Origin of the sequence: Litchfieldia sinesaloumensis (assembly GCF_900156865.1) — a bacterium.
In the GTDB taxonomy this organism is placed as follows: Bacteria; Bacillota; Bacilli; order Bacillales; family Bacillaceae_L; genus Ferdinandcohnia; species Ferdinandcohnia sinesaloumensis.
Genome location: NZ_LT732529.1, coordinates 914,352 through 929,994 on the forward strand (window position 1 = coordinate 914,352; position 15,643 = coordinate 929,994).

The 15,643-nt window shown below is 37.3% G+C and carries 17 protein-coding genes; 16 read left to right on the forward strand and 1 reads right to left on the reverse strand.

The annotated features are described in order from the left end of the window. Window positions 1-124: 124 nt before the first annotated feature. From CZ490_RS04495 to spoVM, 15 genes are all read left to right on the forward strand, one after another. Window positions 125-1,000 carry a YicC/YloC family endoribonuclease gene (locus CZ490_RS04495; protein WP_077617766.1) on the forward strand — a complete coding sequence of 292 codons (876 nt, stop codon included), beginning with the start codon at window positions 125-127 and terminating at the stop codon, window positions 998-1,000. A gap of 60 nt (window positions 1,001-1,060) precedes the next feature. Continuing rightward, a complete protein-coding gene (gene remA, locus CZ490_RS04500; RefSeq protein WP_010282579.1) occupies window positions 1,061-1,324 on the forward strand; it encodes an extracellular matrix/biofilm regulator RemA in 264 nt (87 codons plus the stop codon). 12 nt (window positions 1,325-1,336) lie between these two features. After that, window positions 1,337-1,954, forward strand: a complete 618-nt coding sequence (gene gmk, locus CZ490_RS04505; RefSeq protein WP_077617767.1) for a guanylate kinase — start codon at window positions 1,337-1,339, stop codon at window positions 1,952-1,954. Then, window positions 1,954-2,187 carry a DNA-directed RNA polymerase subunit omega gene (rpoZ, locus tag CZ490_RS04510; protein WP_077617768.1) on the forward strand — a complete coding sequence of 78 codons (234 nt, stop codon included), beginning with the start codon at window positions 1,954-1,956 and terminating at the stop codon, window positions 2,185-2,187. Before gmk ends, rpoZ begins: the two co-directional genes overlap by 1 nt. 59 nt (window positions 2,188-2,246) lie before the next feature. Continuing rightward, a complete protein-coding gene (gene coaBC, locus CZ490_RS04515; RefSeq protein ID WP_077617769.1) occupies window positions 2,247-3,449 on the forward strand; it encodes a bifunctional phosphopantothenoylcysteine decarboxylase/phosphopantothenate--cysteine ligase CoaBC in 1,203 nt (400 codons plus the stop codon). Further along, complete coding sequence (gene priA, locus CZ490_RS04520) at window positions 3,446-5,860, forward strand: primosomal protein N' (RefSeq protein ID WP_077617770.1); 2,415 nt, start codon at window positions 3,446-3,448, stop codon at window positions 5,858-5,860. Before coaBC ends, priA begins: the two co-directional genes overlap by 4 nt. 236 nt (window positions 5,861-6,096) lie before the next feature. Further along, a complete protein-coding gene (gene def / locus CZ490_RS04525) occupies window positions 6,097-6,570 on the forward strand; it encodes a peptide deformylase (RefSeq protein ID WP_077617771.1) in 474 nt (157 codons plus the stop codon). 8 nt (window positions 6,571-6,578) lie between these two features. Further along, on the forward strand, window positions 6,579-7,532 hold the full coding sequence (fmt, locus tag CZ490_RS04530) for a methionyl-tRNA formyltransferase (protein WP_077617772.1): 954 nt from the start codon (window positions 6,579-6,581) through the stop codon (window positions 7,530-7,532). Continuing rightward, window positions 7,519-8,862 carry a 16S rRNA (cytosine(967)-C(5))-methyltransferase RsmB gene (rsmB, locus tag CZ490_RS04535; RefSeq protein ID WP_077617773.1) on the forward strand — a complete coding sequence of 448 codons (1,344 nt, stop codon included), beginning with the start codon at window positions 7,519-7,521 and terminating at the stop codon, window positions 8,860-8,862. The genes fmt and rsmB overlap by 14 nt, the downstream gene beginning before the upstream one ends. Before the next feature lie 5 nt (window positions 8,863-8,867). Then, window positions 8,868-9,962, forward strand: a complete 1,095-nt coding sequence (gene rlmN / locus CZ490_RS04540; RefSeq protein WP_077617774.1) for a dual-specificity RNA methyltransferase RlmN — start codon at window positions 8,868-8,870, stop codon at window positions 9,960-9,962. 5 nt (window positions 9,963-9,967) lie between these two features. Beyond that, a complete protein-coding gene (locus CZ490_RS04545) occupies window positions 9,968-10,717 on the forward strand; it encodes a Stp1/IreP family PP2C-type Ser/Thr phosphatase (protein ID WP_077620943.1) in 750 nt (249 codons plus the stop codon). Window positions 10,718-10,721: 4 nt separating this feature from the next. Next, complete coding sequence (gene pknB / locus CZ490_RS04550; RefSeq protein WP_077617775.1) at window positions 10,722-12,674, forward strand: Stk1 family PASTA domain-containing Ser/Thr kinase; 1,953 nt, start codon at window positions 10,722-10,724, stop codon at window positions 12,672-12,674. Between the two features lie 74 nt (window positions 12,675-12,748). Next, entirely contained in the window at window positions 12,749-13,633 is an 885-nt protein-coding gene (gene rsgA, locus CZ490_RS04555) for a ribosome small subunit-dependent GTPase A (RefSeq protein WP_077617776.1), read from the forward strand. A gap of 2 nt (window positions 13,634-13,635) precedes the next feature. Then, a complete protein-coding gene (gene rpe, locus CZ490_RS04560) occupies window positions 13,636-14,283 on the forward strand; it encodes a ribulose-phosphate 3-epimerase (protein WP_077617777.1) in 648 nt (215 codons plus the stop codon). A 248-nt stretch (window positions 14,284-14,531) separates the two neighbouring features. Beyond that, on the forward strand, window positions 14,532-14,612 hold the full coding sequence (spoVM, locus tag CZ490_RS04565) for a stage V sporulation protein SpoVM (protein ID WP_010282530.1): 81 nt from the start codon (window positions 14,532-14,534) through the stop codon (window positions 14,610-14,612). Between the two features lie 198 nt (window positions 14,613-14,810). Here the strand turns inward: spoVM and rpmB are convergent, their stop codons facing one another. Further along, entirely contained in the window at window positions 14,811-14,999 is a 189-nt protein-coding gene (gene rpmB / locus CZ490_RS04570) for a 50S ribosomal protein L28 (protein WP_010282529.1), read from the reverse strand. 273 nt (window positions 15,000-15,272) lie between these two features. Here rpmB and CZ490_RS04575 point away from each other — a divergent pair, with 273 nt between their 5' ends. Next, complete coding sequence (locus CZ490_RS04575; protein ID WP_077617778.1) at window positions 15,273-15,635, forward strand: Asp23/Gls24 family envelope stress response protein; 363 nt, start codon at window positions 15,273-15,275, stop codon at window positions 15,633-15,635. Window positions 15,636-15,643: the final 8 nt, after the last annotated feature.

A 15,643-nucleotide genomic window follows, 5' to 3' on the forward strand; every position in this document is an offset into this window, starting at 1 on the left:
CAACAAATTTTAAAAGAGCCTTAATTTTTAAAAACTATTCGATTGATAAAAACAATGGTAAAATAAGTATGGCAATTATGAGATTAAAGTGAAATACCTGTTATGTTAGAATGGAAGTGATATGATGATAGCAAGTATGACAGGTTTTGGACGTGCCAAAAAGGAGACTGATGAATTCTCCGTTTATGTAGAACTGAAATCTGTAAACCATCGATTCTGTGAAATCAATACAAGAATCCCTAGACATTTACTGTTTCTAGAGGATAAAATAAAAAAAACAATAGTAGAACATGTGAAAAGAGGTCGTGTCGAAGTATTCCTTACTATAGAAGGTGAGGGGTTCGTAACGAAAACTCTATCCGTTGACTGGGAATTATTAAATACACTCGTTGTAACAACAAAGCAAATCCAAGAAAAATATCAACTAACCGATCAAATTACAACTCAGATGTTGCTTTCAAATGATAATATTCTCTCTATTGAAGAACAGAAAAAGGAGAATGAAGAATTAGAATTAATTATCCTTGAGGTGACAGAAAATGCGGTACAGCAACTGAAACAGATGAGGGAAGTTGAAGGGAATAAATTAATTGAAGACATCCTTTCATTTCTTGGTCAAATTGAAGAGAACGTACATACTGTTGAAGAATATGCACCAAGGGTAATTGCACATTATCGCGAACGTATTGAAAAAAGAGTGAAAGAATATGTGGGTAATGAATTTGATGAAAATCGGATTCTTACGGAGGTCGCATTATTTGCAGAAAAGGCTGACATAAGCGAAGAATTAACAAGACTAAGAAGCCATATTAGTCAATTTAGGGATACGGTAGATACGAATGAACCTATTGGCAGAAAACTTGATTTTATCATTCAAGAAATGAATCGAGAAACCAATACAATCGGTTCAAAAGCAAATGATCCTCAGATTGCTAAGCATGTGGTGGAAATGAAGAGCCTACTAGAGAAAATAAAAGAGCAAGTTCAAAATATTGAATAAGCTTGATTATAAAGCTATTTTCACGGCAAAAATAGAGGGGAATACAATGGGGGAGATTAAGTGCAAATTAAATTAATAAATATCGGATTCGGGAATATTGTCTCGGCCAATCGAATCATTTCAATTGTTAGTCCCGAATCTGCTCCAATAAAACGAATTATTCAAGATGCTCGTGATCGAGGTATGCTCATTGATGCTACATACGGTAGAAGGACGCGTGCAGTGATGATTATGGATAGTGATCATATTATTCTCTCTGCTGTACAACCTGAAACAGTTGCACAAAGATTATCAAAAGAAGATGAGCTAACAGACGAAGGGTAGGTTTTTTTAGGAATGAAAGAAAGAGGGTTATTAATCGTTTTATCAGGTCCATCGGGAGTGGGAAAAGGAACTGTTCGAAAAGCCATTTTTTCACAGCCTGATACAAAATTTCAATATTCAATTTCAATGACAACGAGAAAGCCTCGTGAAGGAGAAGTAGATGGTGTCGACTACTTTTTTAAATCGAAAGAGGAGTTTGAAGAACTGATTGAAAGAAACAAGCTCTTAGAATGGGCAGAATATGTCGGGAACTACTATGGCACTCCTATTGATTATGTGGAATCGACTCTTCAAGAAGGTAAGGATGTCTTTTTAGAAATTGAAGTACAAGGAGCTTTACAAGTTAGACAGGCGTTTCCAGAAGGATTATTTATTTTCTTAGCACCACCAAGTCTGAAGGAATTAAAAAACAGAATCATTACGAGAGGTACTGAAACTGATGATTTAATCCTAAATAGGATGAAGGTTGCAAAAGAAGAGATTGAAATGATGGATGCTTATGATTATGTCGTCGAGAATGATCAGGTAGAGCTTGCGTGCCATCGGATAAATGCGATTGTGACAGCTGAACACTGCCGACGTGACCGTGTTGCAAGACGTTATAAAAAAATGCTGGAGGTTGATTTTTAATGTTAAACCCATCTATTGACTCATTATTAAATAAATTAAATTCTAAATATACACTTGTTACGGTAGCAGCCAAAAGGGCAAGAGTAATGCAAGAGAAAAATGATGGAATGGTGCAAAAACCTGTCTCTTTTAAATCAGTTGGAAAAGCATTAGAAGAAATTGATTCTGGCTTACTCTTTTATTCAAACGAGAAGAAGACGGCTGTTGATACTTCACCAACAACTACTGAATAACCAAAAATAACAACCTCTCATGTAGGTTGTTATTTTTTTAAGAATAAGGGGGGATTTTCATGCTTAATAAGAAAATACTGCTTTGTGTAAGTGGGGGAATTGCAGTATATAAGGCTGCAGCACTGACAAGTAAGTTAACTCAAGCAGGTGCCGAAGTTAAAGTCATAATGAGTGAATCGGCAATGAAATTTGTGACTCCATTAACATTCCAAGCTTTATCTAGAAATGATGTGTATTATGATACATTTGACGAAAAGAATTCTGCAGTTATAGCTCATATTGATCTTGCAGATTGGGCTGATTTAATCCTTGTTGCACCAGCAACAGCAAATGTAATTGGTAAATTAGCTACTGGTTTAGGAGATAATATGATTACAACTACCTTACTTGCAACTACTGCACCAGTCTGGATTGCTCCAGCAATGAATGTCCATATGTACGATCATCCCGCAGTAAAACGTAATATTAACACTTTAGCAAGTGATGGTTATCAATTTATCGAACCATCTGAAGGCTATTTAGCATGTGGTTATGTTGGGAAAGGGCGTTTAGAAGAGCCTGAAAAAATTGTGGAGCTTATTATATCTCATTTCTCTGAACAACCATTTCTCCAAGGGAAAAGGATTCTGATAACAGCAGGACCTACTCGCGAGAAGGTAGATCCTGTTCGTTTCTTTACCAATCGTTCGACAGGAAAAATGGGCTATGCACTAGCAGAAACAGCAACAAAGGCCGGTGCCGAAGTAACCTTAATATCGGGGCCAACGAATTTACCTGCACCTCCAAACGTAAAAAGAATTACAGTTGAGTCAGCAGAAGAGATGCTTACACAGGTAATGTCCTATTATAAACAGACTGATATTGTTATTAAATCGGCAGCTGTTGCAGATTACCGTCCAAAACAGGTCTACGATGGGAAAATGAAAAAGAAGTCTGGAGACCTCTTTATAGAACTAGAGAGGACAACCGATATTCTAAAAACCTTAGGTGAACAAAAAGAGCACCAATTATTAGTTGGGTTTGCTGCAGAAACGGACAATGTTGATGAGTATGCGCAGCGAAAACTAACAACCAAAAATCTAGATATGATTGTGGCTAATAATGTTACGGCACAAGGAGCGGGATTTGGTACTGATACAAATCTTGTCACGATATTCAAAAAAGATGGGACCTCTATTCGATTGCCGTTAATGTCTAAGCTTGAAGTGGCTAATGCCATACTTCAAGAAGTGAAAAAATCAATGGATGGCGAGAACAAATGAAAATTGCAAGCATAATTGTTGATGTGCCTGCCATGCAAACGGATAAAACGTATGATTACCTAATTCCAGATAAATGGTGTGACATCGTTGTTCCAGGAATGCGGGTTGTTGTTCCTTTTGGTCCTCGTAAAGTTCAAGGATTTGTTATAAGTCTATCAAAAAAAGCTGAGGTAAATAAGTTAAAGGAAATTGACTCTCTGCTTGATCTTACCCCGGCTTTAAATGAAGAACTTCTTCATATTGGTAAATGGTTAACAGAGAAAACACTTTGTTTTACGATATCTGCATTACAAGCAATGCTCCCTTCTGCAATGCGAGCGAAGTATGAAAAAGAAATACGACTGCTTGACCCCTCGAAAAGAAGTGAATTAAATCCTGCCATCAAATTTTCATTTGAGAAGCAAGACGTAATTAGCTGGGAAGAAGCAAGTGAGCATGATTTATTGCATATTTATCAAAAGGACATTAAAAAAGGGCTTCTTGAAGTAGTTTACAACGTGAAAAATCGAAGTAATAAGAAAACAATGAAGCAAGTACATCTTCAGCTTTCAATGGAGGATACAAATCAAATAATCGAAGAGCTTCCTGCATCTGCTAAACGCCAGAAAGAAGTTCTTCAATATTTTTTAGTCAACAATAAACCCATTTTTCTAAAGGATCTTTTGCAGGAAGTTAGCGTAACTGATAGCACAATCCGAACGATGGTCAAAAAAGGGTATCTTAGAGAAAAGAATGTTGAAGTTTACCGTGACCCATATGCAGACAAAAGTTTTGGACAAACTTCACCAATGCCATTGACTACAGAACAGCAAAAAGCAATCACCCCCATTCTTTCTTCTATTGAGGATGTTATCCATAAAGTGTTTTTAATGTATGGTGTTACCGGAAGTGGAAAGACAGAGGTGTACATGCAGGCAATCGATACTGTCCTAAAAAAAGGGAAAGAAGCGATCGTCCTTGTCCCAGAAATTGCACTGACTCCACAAATGGTGAATCGTTTTAAGGGAAGGTTTGGTTCTCGGGTTGCTGTCATGCACAGCGGACTTGGAATCGGAGAGAAATATGATGAATGGCGTAAAATTTATCGTAAAGAAGTAAGTGTTGTCGTTGGAGCGAGATCAGCAATATTTGCACCGTTTGAGAATCTAGGAATTATTATTATTGATGAGGAACATGAATCAAGTTATAAACAGGAGGACAATCCGAGGTATCATGCGAGGGATGTTGCCATTTTTCGTGGGCAGTTGCATAACGCACCTGTAATTTTAGGAAGTGCGACACCGACTCTAGAATCGTTCGCACGTGCCTCAAAGAATGTGTACGAACTCATTACCTTGAAGGAGAGAGTCAATAACAGGGCACTACCATCTGTTGAAATTGTTGATATGCGTGAGGAATTACGAAATGGGAATCGGTCGATGTTTTCGAGTCTTTTATTTGAAAAATTAACTGCAAGACTTGAGCGTAAGGAACAATCGGTACTATTTTTAAATAAGCGTGGACATTCCTCCTTTATCATGTGCAGAGATTGCGGGTATGTAGCAAACTGTCCACATTGTGATATTTCTTTGACCTATCACCGTTCACATCATAGCTTAAAATGTCATTACTGTGGATATGAAACCTATATGCCTACTACATGTAATGAATGTGGGAGTGAACATATCCGCTTTTTTGGAACGGGAACTCAGAAGGTTGAAGAGGAACTTGCAAAGGTTTTGCCTGAAGCCCGTGTCATTCGAATGGATGTGGATACAACAAGCAGAAAAGGTGCTCATGAGAAACTATTGCGAGAATTTGGAGATAGGAAGGCTGATATTTTATTAGGTACGCAAATGATTGCGAAGGGACTGGATTTCCCGAATGTTACATTAGTAGGCGTTTTAACGGCAGATACAATGCTGAACCTTCCCGATTTTCGCTCCTCTGAAAAAACGTTCCAACTGCTTACACAGGTAAGTGGGAGAGCTGGGCGGCATGAACTACCTGGAGAAGTTGTAATTCAAAGCTATACGCCAGAGCATTATAGTATTGAGCTTGCTAGCCATCACAATTATGATGGTTTCTATCAGAGTGAGATGAGGATAAGAAAAGCACATGCTTACCCACCATTTTATTATCTTGCATTAGTTACAGTAACACATCCAGAATTAACAAAAACGGTTGATGTTGCTGAGAAGATTGCAATTTACTTAAGGAAGTCTTTATCGAATCAATCGATAATCTTAGGTCCTGTCACTTCACCGATTGCGAGGATTAATAATAGATATCGATATCAATGCATGATAAAATACAAAAACGAGCCAAATTTAAATAGAATATTAAAAGGAATCTTGGATCGTTATCAAAGAGAAATTGCACAAAACTCACTCACTTTATCAATTGATTTAAACCCATATATCATGATGTAGTTTAAAGTTGCAGCCTAAGAGAGAGACTAGTAGAAAAGTGCAAGGAATCCAAAATCCGGCTGAGGGCATGAAGGTCCTGTGCCTAACACTGGAACACTAGCTAACCAGGCGTGGGCGACAAGTATAAGACGAGAGCTGACAGAAGTACATTTTACCTTCTGAAGCGATCGCTCATATCGATAGCTAATAGTGCTGGAGATAGACATATAAAAAAGTAGAATGTTGGAGGAACAACCTTGTCTGTATTGCCAATTGTCAAATACCCAAGCGAAATTCTTGAGGTTGAATGTGAAAAAGTTACAGTATTTGACCGAAAACTATCAAAATTAATTAAAGATATGTATGATACAATGCTTGATGCGGATGGTGTAGGTTTAGCGGCCCCACAGGTTGGGATAGCTAAACAAATCGCCATTGTTGATATAGGGGACGAGAGTGGACTTATCGAACTAATTAATCCTGTTATTTTAGAGCAAAGAGGCGAACAGATTGGTCCAGAAGGCTGTCTTAGTTTTCCGGACCTTTTTGGTGAAGTAACTAGATTTGATTATATTAAGGTTAGAGCACAAAATCGTAGAGGGAAAACATACATATACGAGGCGAACGATTTCTTGGCGCGTGCGATTCAGCATGAAATTGATCACTTACATGGAATTTTATTTACAACGAAGGTAAACCGTTTTTATGAAGAAGGAGAAATTGAAGGGTAGGTAATTACATGGAACGAATTGTATTTATGGGTACTCCTGACTTTTCAGTACCTGTTTTACGACAAATACTAGAGGATGGATATGAGGTTGTGGCGGTTGTAACACAACCGGACAGACCTGTAGGGAGAAAAAAGATACTAACACCACCACCAGTTAAGGTCGAGGCATTAAAACATAATATTCCAGTCTTACAACCAAATAAAATTAGAGAAAAACAAGAAGTTGAACAGGTATTAAGTTATAAGCCAGATTTAATCATAACGGCTGCATTTGGACAAATCCTCCCAATTGAATTATTGGAGGCGCCGAAATACGGCTGTATAAATGTCCATGCTTCTCTATTGCCGGAACTAAGAGGAGGAGCACCTATTCATTATTCAATTCTACAAGGGAAGAAAAAAACCGGTGTTACGATTATGTATATGGTAGAGAGATTAGACGCTGGTGATATATTAACACAAGTTGAAATACCAATATTGGAATCGGATCATGTAGGATCTTTACACGATAAATTAAGTGTAGCGGGGGCAAAGTTATTATCAGAAACAATCCCTTTACTTTTAGCAGGCAAAATTACGCCTATTAAACAGGACGATGATAAAGCAACATTTGCGCCAAATATAAAACGTGATCAGGAAAAGATAGACTGGACAAAAAATGGGGAAGATATTTATAACCATATCAGAGGACTTCATCCATGGCCAGTTGCCTATACTACATTGAATGGTGATGTCATAAAGGTATGGTGGGCTCAAAAAGTTCCTTTAGCAAATTCTGAACAACCTGGGAAAATTGTTTCTATTGAAAAGGATGGATTCATTGTTTCAACTGGAAATACAACCTTTATTAAAATCACACAACTCCAGCCTTCTGGAAAGAAAAGGATGAGTGCAGAACAATTTCTACTTGGGGCGGATCTACAGGTAGGTAGTCAACTAGGAGATGCCAATGGCGAAAACTAATATTCGAAACGTCGCACTTGAAATCTTATTGCAGATTGAAAAAAATCAGGCTTATAGTAATCTCCTCTTGAACCAAATGATAAAAAAACATGAGGTGCAAGGGAAGGATGTTGGATTATTAACAGAGATTGTATATGGAACAATTCAACGTCGTGATACATTAGATTTTTATTTAGCTCCATTTTTAAAAAAGACCAAAAAACTTGACCAATGGGTGAGGATTTTATTAAGACTCTCCCTTTATCAAATGGTTTATTTAGATAGAGTACCGGAACGGGCTATCTTCTTTGAAGCGGTTGAGATTGCAAAAAAGAGAGGACACAGAGGAACGGCTTCACTTGTGAATGGGGTATTACGCTCCATTCAACGTGAAGGCTTGCCTTCGATGGACCAAATTTTAGATGAAGTAGAAAGATTGGCAGTTGAAACGAGTCACCCTATCTGGCTTGTGAAGCGTTGGGTAAAGCAGATGGGGATTGAAGAAGCACGGAAAATGTGTGAAATTAACTGTACGCCACCCGAGCAGACAGCACGTGTCAACAATTCGGCAATTACTCAGGATGAGCTAATCCACATGTTACATGAAGATGGAATTGAAGTGGTTAAAGGTGATGTTTCTGTAGATGCGATCAAGGCTGTTCGGGGAAATCTTGCTAAAACTAAAGCTTTTAAGGAAGGATATTTATCCATCCAAGATGAAAGTTCAATGCTTGTTGCACGTGCGCTCGGTGTTGAAGAAAACGACCATATCCTAGATAGTTGTGCAGCACCAGGCGGGAAAACTACACATATTGCTGAATTACTCCGTAATACGGGTAAAGTGTATTCGTTGGATCTTCATGAACATAAAGTGAAATTGATTAATGAAGCAGTAACTCGATTAGGGCTTGAAAATGTTGTGACAAAAGCTCATGATAGTCGAAAAGCAGGGGAAATCTTTGAACCCCAATTTTTTGATAAGATATTAGTTGATGCCCCATGCTCTGGGTTTGGGGTAATAAGAAGAAAGCCGGATATCAAGTATTCAAAAACAGTGTCCGACAATCAACACTTAGCAAAAATACAGATAGACATACTAACAGAGGTTTCATCTTTGTTAAAAAAAGATGGTATACTCGTATATAGCACATGTACAATAGATTATGAAGAAAATGAAGGGGTAATCAATACTTTCCTCGAACAAAATAAAGATTTTGTATTAGACAACACAATTGAAAACTTCCTCCCAGAAATAGTGAAACCATATATAAAAAATGGACAAATTCAGCTTTATCCGCATTATTTTGGAACGGATGGATTTTATATTGCAAGATTAAGAAAGCAGGTGTAATGTAATTGGAAGAAGTACAAACAACAAGAAGAAAGAAACAAAACCTATCAAATTCAAAACCATCAATATACTCTATTCAATTAGACGAAATTGAAAACTGGCTCATCGAAAATGGAGAGAAAAAATTTCGTGGCAATCAGATTTTTGAATGGCTTTATACGAAACGGGTGACAACATTTGAAGAAATGACAAACCTCTCAAATGAACTTAGACGGAAGCTTGCTGAGCATTTTACGATTACGACTCTTAATACAATTATCCAGCAAACTTCAGCTGACGGGACAATGAAGTTTTTATTTGAACTTCATGATGGGTATTCAATTGAAACAGTCTTGATGAGACACAGTTATGGAAACTCAATCTGTGTAACAACACAGGTTGGTTGCCGGATTGGTTGTACCTTCTGTGCATCAACTTTAGGAGGACTAAAGCGTAATTTAGAGGCAGGAGAAATTGTTGCACAGGTTGTAAAGGTTCAAAAAGCACTTGATGAATTAGGTGAGCGTGTAAGCCATCTTGTAATTATGGGAATAGGTGAACCGTTTGATAACTATGATCAAATGCTTTCATTTTTAAAGATTATTAACCATGACAAAGGCTTAAATATAGGCGCTCGTCATATTACTGTTTCGACAAGTGGGATTATTCCGAAAATCTATAAATTTGCAGATGAAAAATTACAAATAAATTTTGCAATCTCTTTACATGCACCTAATACAGAAATTAGAAGCAGGTTGATGCCGATAAATCGTGCATACAAACTACCTGACTTAATGGAAGCTGTACGATATTATATTGATAAAACAGGAAGAAGAATAAGCTTTGAATATGGATTATTTGGCGGAGTTAACGATCAAGTTGAACATGCCGAAGAACTAGCTGAGCTATTAAAAGGAATTAAATGTCATGTAAACTTAATTCCAGTCAATTATGTTCCTGAACGCGATTATGTCAGAACGCCAAAAGAACAGATCTTCGAATTCGAGAAGACGCTAAAGAAACATGGTGTAAATGTGACAATTCGTCGTGAACAAGGTCATGATATTGATGCTGCCTGTGGTCAATTACGTGCAAAGGAGCGTAAAGAGGAGACGAGGTGAAACATATGAAGTCATTCTTTTTAACAAATCGGGGAAAAGTAAGACAAATCAATGAGGACAGCTGTGGTGTATTTCATAACAAAGCGGGACAAGTCTTGGCGGTTGTGGCTGATGGAATGGGTGGTCATTTAGCAGGTGATGTTGCTAGCAGTATGACAACATCACAGCTCAAGTCCTACTGGGAGCCTGTAGAAAAAATTCATACTTCTGAATCAGCAGAAGAGTGGCTAAGAGAGTATATTTCAACCATAAATACAAATCTCTACACACATTCGCAAAACAATGATGAGTGTAAAGGAATGGGAACGACGGTTGTTGCTGCAATATGTACTGACTTGTTTACAACAGTAGCACATATTGGTGATAGTCGATGTTATGTGTTAAATAGTCATGGATTCCAACAAATTACGGAAGACCATTCTCTTGTAAATGAACTTGTACGCTCTGGACATATCTCTAGGGAAGATGCAGAGCATCATCCACGAAAAAATGTTGTTTTACGTGCACTAGGCACAGAGACTTCTGTTCAAATGGATTTAAGAACACTTATTTTAGAAGAAGGCGACATGCTTTTGATTTGCTCAGACGGTTTATCTAATAAAGTTGCTGATGCTGAACTAAAAAGCATGCTTGAAAGTGAAGGCAGTATCGAAAAAAAGGCTGAACAACTCATCCAATTGGCTAATGATAATGGTGGGGAAGATAATATTACCCTCGTAATCGTGGATTACACCCCTGAAAGTGAGGGCGAATAATCCTATGCTTATTGGTAGAAGATTAAGCGGCCGATATAAGGTTCTAGAAGTCATTGGTGGGGGCGGAATGGCTAATGTTTATCTCGCTCGTGACGTTATCCTCGAAAGAGATGTTGCCATAAAAGTTCTACGCTTAGACTTTTCAAACGATGAAGAATTTATCAAAAGATTCCGAAGAGAAGCACATGCTGCTACAAGCCTCGCTCATCCTAACATTGTGAGTATTTATGATGTCGGAGAGGAAGAGGATATTTACTATATAGTTATGGAGTATGTTCCTGGCCAAACATTAAAACAATACATACAGCGAAATGCACCGCTTCATTCAAAAGAAACGATTAACATAATGTTGCAACTAACATCAGCAATAACACACGCACACCAAAATCAGATTGTACATCGAGATATTAAGCCACAGAATATTTTAATTGATCATGATGGGACAGTGAAAGTTACCGATTTTGGAATTGCCGTTGCTCTTAGCTCAACAACAATTACTCAAACAAACTCTGTTCTTGGTTCTGTTCATTATTTGTCACCCGAACAAGCTAGAGGTGGAATGTCGACTAGAAAATCAGACATATATTCATTGGGTATCGTCATGTTTGAACTTTTGACAGGGCGCGTTCCTTTTGAAGGGGAATCTGCAGTCTCGATTGCCTTAAAACATTTACAATCAGATACACCTTCACCAAAGAGGTGGAATGCTACTATTCCACAAAGTGTGGAGAATATCATCTTAAAAGCAACTGCGAAAGATCCATTCCATCGCTACGATTCTGTTGAACAAATGGAAGAGGATTTGCAAACCGCATTATACCCTAACCGTTTGAACGAAGAAAAATTTGTCATCCCAGACATGGATGACGAGGTAACGAAAGCAATTCCAATTATTAAAGATAATAGCTCGTTAGCTTCTAGTGATACCTTAGTTAAGGAGCCTCAGAATCATACAAATAAGACCGATCAGGTAAAATCAAAACCGAAGAAAAATAAACTTTTAATTTCTCTTGCAATAGTCTTTTTCTTTATCCTAGCAGCTGGGGTTGCTGCTGTTACAATTTTTCCAGCATTATTTTTACCTAAAGATGTAGATGTACCAACTGTTTCTAATATGCCATATGATCAAGCTGTAAAAAAATTAGAGGAAGCCGGGTTTAAGATTGGTGACACGATTGAAATAAGCGACCAAGAAATTCCAGAGGGATATATTGTCCGAACCGATCCCGAAGCAGGTTCATCAATCAAAGAAGGTGCTTCTATTGATTTATATGAAAGTATTGGAAAAGAGAAGGTAGAGTTCAAAGATTATGTTGGTAAAAATTACGATGAGGTTAAAGAAAAATTAGGAAAAGAAAATTACTTTTATGTCGATAAAGAAGAAGTATTTGATGACAGTACTCCTGGGACGATTCTTCGTCAATCAATTGATGAAGGGGAAGAGGTAGTTCCTGAAGAGACAGAGGTAACATTTGAGGTAAGTAAAGGACCAGAAACTATTAAACTTTCTGATTTAACTGGTTTTACTGCAGTAGCACTTGATAATTATGCAACACAAAACAGCTTATCCATTGATTATTCAGAGGAACAACATTCAGAGGATGTACCAGCTGGTCAGGCTATTTCCCAAACACCTGCAAAAGATACAGAATTAACAAAGGGTGGCAAGGTAAAAGTAATTATGTCTAAAGGTCCTGAACCAAAAGATCCCAAAGAAGTAAAGCGGACCATAACGATTGATTATACTCCGGATAATGAGGAAGATCCACAGCTCGCACAAATTTATATCCAGGATGCAACAAACAAAATTACCAATCTTTATAAACAACTTGATTTGAAAGAGCAAAGCACAATCGATATTACTTTTGTCATTAATCCAGGAGAATCTGCCGAATATCTGGTGTACATTAATGGAAGACCACATCAACAAGAGGAAATTCCATATCCTGAGGAATAGCTAGGAATGGGTAGTGGAAATACCCACTACCCAAAAAGAGTCGTGACGAATGAGATAAAACAAGGAGTGAAACTATGCCAGAGGGCAAAATCATAAAAGCACTGAGCGGTTTTTATTATGTTAAAAACGAAGATGGAGAACTGATTCAATGTCGAGGTAGAGGAGTCTTTCGAAAGAATAAAGTTACTCCATTGGTAGGAGATAATGTAGTATACCAGGCAGAAAATGAAACTGACGGATATATTTTGGAAGTTTTTGATCGTAAAAATGAATTAATTCGTCCTCCAATAGCAAATGTAGATCAAGCTATTCTAGTTTTTTCTGCGATTAAGCCTGATTTTAGTCCATTGTTGTTAGATCGCTTTCTTGTTTTAGTTGAATCAAACGATATTAAGCCTATTATCTGTATTAGTAAAACAGATTTAATCTCGGAGGAAACATTTAAAGAAATAGAAGAATATGCTGGACACTACCGCAAAGTTGGCTATCAAGTTCTATTAACTTCTACAAAGGATATGGAAGGTCTAGATCAATTAATTCCGTTATTAGAGAATCAAATTTCGGTATTTGCTGGTCAATCCGGTGTGGGAAAATCATCGTTGTTGAATATCCTTCGACCAGATCTTGAATTAAAAACAAATGAAATTTCTACCTCTTTAGGTCGAGGAAAGCATACGACAAGGCATGTTGAATTGATTGAAGTTGGTAATGGACTTGTAGCAGATACTCCTGGTTTTAGTTCGTTAGAATTTCTTACACTTGAACTAGACGAGCTCTCCTACTGCTTCCCAGAGATATATGAAGTCGGTTCGAATTGCAAATTTCGTGGCTGTACGCATATTTCTGAACCGAAATGTGCAGTAAGACAAGCTGTTCAGGATGGAGAAATTATGCAATTCCGTTATGACCACTATGTAAGTTTTCATGAAGAAATAAAGGAAAGAAAGCCGAGGTACTAAAAATGATTAAAATTGCACCATCCATTCTATCAGCAGATTTTGCTAAACTTGGAGAAGAGATCAGGGATGTTGAAAATGGAGGAGCAGACTATATTCATGTGGATGTCATGGATGGTCACTTTGTTCCGAATATTACAATTGGTCCATTAATTGTAGATGCAATTCGTCCTGTTACAAAATTACCATTAGATGTTCATTTAATGATTCAAAACCCTGATCAATATATACCTGAATTTGCAAAGGCAGGTGCGGACTTTTTAACAGTGCATGTTGAGGCATGTCCACATCTACACCGTACGATTCAATTAATTAAATCCCATGGTGTAAAGGCTGGAGTCGTCCTAAATCCAGCTACCCCTGTTGATACAATCAAACATGTAATAGATGAGATTGATTTAGTATTATTAATGACTGTAAACCCTGGTTTTGGTGGACAGAAATTCATTCATTCAGTACTTCCAAAAATTGCGGAAGTTGCGCAAATGGTGAAGGAAAGAAACTTAAATGTTGAAATAGAAGTGGATGGCGGAGTGAACGAAGAAACCGCGAAGCTATGTGTACAGGCTGGTGCAAATGTTCTAGTTGCTGGGTCAGCCATCTATAATAAAGAGGATCGGAAAGCAGCGATTGAAAAGATACGGAGTCTATAAAAGGAGCAGATTTTCTGCTCCTTTTTTTGCGGTATTAACTTAATTTGAATAAAGTTTTCGAAATGAACTTCAACTGAATTGTACTTTTTTTTACAGAATGGGCATATGAATATTTTAAGCAACATTAAAAAGTAATTGCTTTTATTTATATGTACTATGGTACTATTTATTTTCATTTGAATATTATAATAAGGTAGACTACATGATTTAAATGAAAGTACGTGATCAGCGCATTGAGGAGGGAAAGTATGAAATTTTATACGATTAAGTTACCAAAGTTCTTAGGCGGTATCGTCCGTGCGATGTTAGGGTCATTTAAAAAAGGATAAAAAAAGCACCGCCTGTAGGTGCTTTTTTTGTGCAAATTTTTAGCACTTACATATGTAAGTGCTAAAAATTTTTCTTTATGTCTGGCTCCAGTGGCCATCGACTTGAGTCATAAGCCAATTGGATCGGAAGGTAAGGGCACCTTCTGTCAGCGCTCGTTTTAAGCTTGACGCCAATAAACGCCCTTACACTTTTCTTTATTACACGCGTTCTACTTTACCAGATTTTAAAGCTCTTGCAGAAACGTATACGCGTTTTGGTTTACCATCAACTAAAATACGAACTTTTTGTAGGTTAGCTCCCCATTTACGCTTAGAAGCGTTCATTGCGTGGGAACGAGCATTACCAGTAGTAGTTTTTCTACCTGTAATTACACATTTACGTGCCATTCTATTTCCCTCCTAACTTGCACAGCAACAATCAATCATAATCGCTTTCTTCATAGAAATACTTATATAATTTATCATACTAAATGGGATATTGCAATAGTTCAAGAGGGGTGTTTAAAGGAAAAATACTTGTCAAGACATAGATTTTTTAAAAAGTAATATAATAAAAGGTATGAATACAAACACTAAACATAATGAATTACTTTTAAAATCTCGGGTGTTATAGTAAAATGACTTTAGCCAAGGTGAACAATTATAAAGGGGGAGACTTCCATGTCCATCGAATTAAAAACGAATTACGGGCAAATTGATATATCGAATGATGTGATTGCAACGGTTGCTGGAGGAGCTGCAATAGATTGTTACGGGATTGTAGGAATGGCATCTAGAAAGCAAATCAAAGATGGTATAACTGAACTTTTACGTAAAGAAAATTTTGCTCGCGGTATTGTTGTTCGTCAAGAAAATGATGAAGTGCATATCGACATGTACATAATAGTAAGTTATGGCACGAAAATATCTGAGGTTGCCCACAATGTTCAATCGAAGGTGAAATATACATTAAACCAGACAGTAGGACTTGCTGTTGACTCGGTTAATATTTACGTGCAAGGAGTTCGTGTAACGAACCCATAAAGAGGAGG